Source organism: Mucilaginibacter panaciglaebae (assembly GCF_039539265.1).
Classification (GTDB): domain Bacteria; phylum Bacteroidota; class Bacteroidia; order Sphingobacteriales; family Sphingobacteriaceae; genus Mucilaginibacter; species Mucilaginibacter panaciglaebae.
This window is the reverse complement of record NZ_BAABCV010000020.1, coordinates 1-4,783: the sequence shown is the minus strand read 5'-3', so window position 1 is coordinate 4,783 and position 4,783 is coordinate 1. Positions and strand designations below refer to the sequence as shown.

General features: G+C 40.5%; 6 protein-coding genes. All 6 read right to left on the bottom strand.

Annotated elements, in window-relative coordinates; genetic code table 11:
• A partial coding sequence (locus ABD772_RS17440) for a hypothetical protein (RefSeq protein ID WP_345107479.1) occupies positions 1-235 on the bottom strand: 235 nt, incomplete at its 3' end.
• 471 nt (positions 236-706) lie between these two features.
• Positions 707-1,156, bottom strand: coding sequence for a hypothetical protein (locus ABD772_RS17435; protein WP_345107476.1), 450 nt, complete (start codon positions 1,154-1,156; stop codon positions 707-709).
• A 7-nt stretch (positions 1,157-1,163) separates the two neighbouring features.
• Positions 1,164-2,465 (bottom strand): RHS repeat-associated core domain-containing protein, encoded by a 1,302-nt coding sequence (locus ABD772_RS17430; RefSeq protein WP_345107473.1) that lies wholly within the window; start codon positions 2,463-2,465, stop codon positions 1,164-1,166.
• 213 nt (positions 2,466-2,678) lie between these two features.
• Positions 2,679-3,122, bottom strand: a complete 444-nt coding sequence (locus ABD772_RS17425) for a DUF4304 domain-containing protein (protein ID WP_345107470.1) — start codon at positions 3,120-3,122, stop codon at positions 2,679-2,681.
• 124 nt (positions 3,123-3,246) lie between these two features.
• A complete protein-coding gene (locus tag ABD772_RS17420; RefSeq protein WP_345107467.1) occupies positions 3,247-3,639 on the bottom strand; it encodes a hypothetical protein in 393 nt (130 codons plus the stop codon).
• Between the two features lie 56 nt (positions 3,640-3,695).
• On the bottom strand, positions 3,696-4,783 hold a 1,088-nt coding region (locus ABD772_RS17415; RefSeq protein WP_345107462.1), incomplete at its 5' end, for an RHS repeat domain-containing protein.

Sequence of the window (4,783 nt, the reverse complement as noted above, 5' to 3'; positions counted from 1 at the left end):
GGTTTACATTGTCATAGCCTATCGTATAACCCTGCCCGCCGGTGACCACGCCCGGCTTGCCCGAGGCTTCGATCCGGTTGCGCCAGGTCATGCCCGATATATTGCCGTTGTACTGTGGCGTAGCGCCGGATAAGGGGGATGTTTCATAGTAAGTGATCGACTCGCCAAACAGCGCATTCGGGTCGGTCTGCGTAATGCCATCGTTGGTTAGCGTACCGTTATTGATCTGCGTCACCCAGCCTTTGATGTTATGGGTGTTGCCTGCGGCCGCGCTTTACGTTCATACGCCGGCTAGGCCTTAGGCGCGGTGGGCAGGTATCCACTTCAATCGCTAACGCGGCTTGCGCGCTGATCCACGCGTGAATGTGTATCACTTTGGATCAGTTGGATCACTTCGGAATTCTATGTTACTTAAAATCAGTTGCTTACGAAAACCAACAATTCGTTTGGATCACTTTGGATCACTTTTCCTGACTTCTAAGTTAGTTTTGGATCAGCTAAAATTAAAGCAGAGGCCTGTCAGCAAGTTGAAAACTTGCGGCATTTTCGGTCGAAGTTTGTAACTTGACCAGGGAGGGCCGTTATTGATTGGGGTCACCAGCTCTGAATGTTATGCCTGAGCTCCTGCGACTGGGCAAAGATCTTATTGATAGCCCCACATACGTATTGGTGCCGTTGGGCGTTTGACAGTAAGGAAGTGTTTCAACTATATCAAATGATGTTGTAAGAAATAGTTTTCTAAATCTGCTTTGAAACTTAGATAGTCAAAATCCTTAATTTTGGATTTCATCTTTTCAAAAACAATTAAAGATTCTAGGATAGACTTAGCTAACATCTTCTTCGCCTCTTGTTCATTCGCGTTTTTGAAACTCTCATAGTCTATTTTGATGCTATATTCAAAATTATCTTCCAAAGTAAAAGGTATACCATCTGTATTGATCACCTTTATCCCTTTTGTGTACTTGGGTTTTGTTTCTTTTTTATAAAATTGATCAAACTGTGGTGAAACGCAAGTTATTCCAATAGTGTAGGATTTGATAGCGAGACCATAACTTCTATTTTTAAAATAACCTTCTAAATCATTTGATAATGAATGTATAGGCTGAGTTCTATTTCTTATTTCAACTGACACGTTTACTGCTAATCCAAAATTCATAGTTTTTTTATCTAAAGATATGATTTCCTGGAGGCAATGTCCCATGTTCCATAAAATAACCATATATCATTATTTTTTCTTGTATTTTAATCTCTATCTGATTGCCGGGAAATAAATTTATTCGCTCTAGCCTAGATCCTCTTAAAGAACTATTTGAATATCTACTGCCTGACGTCGTTTGTCCGAATTTCCAAACATCTCCAATATTTAAGAATTTGGTTCCTCCTCGCACATTTGGATAAAGTCCAGGAACTGTTGCAACCAAAGCGTAAGTGAAACCCTGCGGCCCTTGAGCCTTTCTAGCGATCCGATCAATTTCTGCAGTCATTTTGTTGTATAAAGCAACACCAGAGTTTGCAAGATACACCCGATTTTGATAAAGCGAGTGGGCACTAATACCCGCCATTACAAGAGCGCCTACTGCTTTTGTAACAGGCTCAGGATCAGCAAATTCGGCACTCCACCCGGTTGATAATAGCGCTCCACCTGCAAAAACTGCTTGATTTCTCTTATTTGAAATAGCTGAATTACTTAGATTGCTGGGGGTTGCTGTTTTTATCACATTCCCCTGCAATTTATTAAGTGTACCAAAATTCTCAATCTTTGTAGACGACATCTTAAATGCATTAAAAGCACTGATGCCTTGCCCTAAAGCGTTTGCGCCGGCGCCAACCCAGCCCCAGGATCCCCACGAACCGCCACTACTGGTTGCTGCACTACCAGCTGCTGCACTACCACCACTCCCACTATGAATAATAATATCAGCCGAAGCCATTTGCCCTGGGCTGATGCCCCCGCCGCTTGGCTGCATCCCATCCGGATCAATTAAATTCAATGGATTATTTCCCACATAATTATAGGGTGATTGGTCCTCATACCCCACCGCCAGCGGATCCATAGTCAGCCACCTTGCTAAAACCGGGTTATAATTCCTGGCTCCGAAGTCATAGGTATTCAGATTAAGTTCGGGCTGTATTTCCTTGCCGCTGTATTGGTACAGGTCCACTGGTGTGGTCGTGTAGTTCATGGTGCTGTCGCCCATCGTTTCCCCAAAGGGGTAATAGTTTTGCACCTGGCTCAGGTTTACCGTGCCGTCATGCTCCACCCGGAAGTTAACCCGGTTGTTAAACAGGTGATCCTGCAGGTTATATTCATACTTATATCCGCCTGTACCGGTATTCACTACCCGGCCCTCGTCCATCGCAATGCTTTCGATCTTGCCGTCGGCCGGTACCGAGGGATGGGCCGTCACAATAACATCCTCCACATAATGCCGCTGGCTGATCAGGTTGCCGCCTACATACAGCAAGATATATGGCTAATAGTCTAACACTAGATTGTATAAAAAGTAGCTCAACAGATTTATAATTTTGAGACTTGTTAAGGTACCATACGGCCAGCAAGTTGAAAACTTGCGGTATTTTAGGTCGACGCTACAAGCTTCGGTCAGGAAAGTGGAAAAGTGATTTTGGGTATTTTCTTGGTACGCGATATAGCAAATTGAACGTTAACTAAATAAACGTTATTTATAAAGTTCCTCTTTAATTGCTGGCAATAAGACAACTTGATTTTCGGATGATAATTGCTTTAATCCAGATTTTGTCAATGCTTTAGTTGTAAATGGCATAATAAAATTATCAAAAAGGGAGTTTAATTTTTTATTCCTTTCAAGATCATTCATGTGGTTTGAAAGATCGAAAACGTCATTAAAATCAGGGGGAGTACGTCTAAATACATCACCACCTTGAATCTTTAATAATTCTTTACTCGGAATGTATATATTTCCAAATGCTCCTTGGATGTATATTTTTATATTTAGATAATAAATATTACTGAAATTAGATTTTTGCAAATCTAGCATTAAAATACACTCATCACTTTCCGTAAACCACCCGCCAAAATTTTTTTTTAAATGGTTTGACTTAGCAATATCGCTAAATATGTTTTTAAATTCTTTTATTTCCATATATTAAATATATCCACCGTGCCGACCTCGGGTTATAATTCCTGGCGCCAAAACCTAAGTATTCAGGTCCAGTTCAGGTTGTAATTCTTGTCACTGTATCTGATGACATGGCTGAAACTATTCTTTACTTTGAACACCTATAGACCGTATCAATGATCCCATCAGCTTTGCCAAGACCGATCATAATTAACGTATCGTTACCTTTAAATTTTATTTGGCTTGATGATGCATAATCATCGAATTTGATTTTTAGTATATTGTTTGATAAAGTATACTTGAAGTATTTTGTTGCATCATAGTAAAATATTTCATTTGAATCTATCTGAAATAAAGACTCTGAATTTTCAATCGAACACCATTTACCTTGAAGAAGTTGGATATTTGTTTTTTTTTTCTTTTTCTCAATCTTTTTTTTAAATGGAGCATCTACAAGAGAACTTAATGTCTTTTTATGGTCTTTAGAATTACAAGCAATAAATAAAAAAACAAACAATAGTAAGTGGTAGTGATTTTTCATATACTTTTTACTTAATAATCATTGGTTTTGGTAAAACAAATATAATCATAGTCAACTTATTTCCTGTTAAGTTGTGGAGATAGGCTTTTTTGCGGTATTTCTAGGTGAAACGCAGGGTCCTGTGGTGGCATAATGAATTTGTTTAGAGTGCCATTAATTACAAACTGCTTTAATACATTGCGAAATCTGGAAAAACTATTTATATATAAGGGACTTATATCAACGACTTGCACTTTGGCAAAATTTCTTGAGTGAGAAGAGACGTTTTCAGGCCCTAATTCATTTATTTTATCAATCATTGCTTCCAAAGTCCCTTTTTGTTGATAAGCTTCAATAACTTGCTCTCCTGGTTTACCATTGTATAATTGTAATTGGTGCTTAATTCCATGACCTTGGATATTTTGGAACATAGCTCTAGCTTGTTCGCTAGCTGTTCTGTATGTGCTGTTAATCACGAAAATTCTTTCTCCCGATGCTTTGCCAATTGATTGAAGGATATTTATAGTATAATAAGAGAGTACTTTTTTAGCATTTGGGCCATAACTTATATTGACGTAGTTACGAGCAGGACTTATTACATTCCCCTGCACATTTTTAGCGGCATTAAAATCCGTTACTGTTGTAGTTCTCAACGTTGTAGCATTAAAAGCACTGATGCCTTGCCCTAAAGCGTTTGCGCCGGCGCCAACCCAGCCCCAGGATCCCCACGAACCGCCACTACTGGTTGCTGCACTACCAGCTGCTGCACTACCACCACTCCCACTATGAATAATAATATCAGCCGAAGCCATTTGCCCTGGGCTGATGCCCCCGCCGCTTGGCTGCATCCCATCCGGATCAATTAAATTCAATGGATTATTTCCCACATAATTATAGGGTGATTGGTCCTCATACCCCACCGCCAGCGGATCCATAGTCAGCCACCTTGCTAAAACCGGGTTATAATTCCTGGCTCCGAAGTCATAGGTATTCAGATTAAGTTCGGGCTGTATTTCCTTGCCGCTGTATTGGTACAGGTCCACTGGTGTGGTCGTGTAGTTCATGGTGCTGTCGCCCATCGTTTCCCCAAAGGGGTAATAGTTTTGCACCTGGCTCAGGTTCACCGTGCCGTTATGCTCCACCCGGAAGTTGACCCGGTTGTTAA

Bases quoted from the DNA above. Each gene is read 5' to 3' on its own strand.
- ABD772_RS17435 (WP_345107476.1), bottom strand. From the start codon at position 1,156: ATGAATTTTGGATTAGCAGTAAACGTGTCAGTTGAAATAAGAAATAGA.
- ABD772_RS17425 (WP_345107470.1), bottom strand. From the start codon at position 3,122: ATGGAAATAAAAGAATTTAAAAACATATTTAGCGATATTGCTAAGTCA.
- ABD772_RS17420 (WP_345107467.1), bottom strand. From the start codon at position 3,639: ATGAAAAATCACTACCACTTACTATTGTTTGTTTTTTTATTTATTGCT.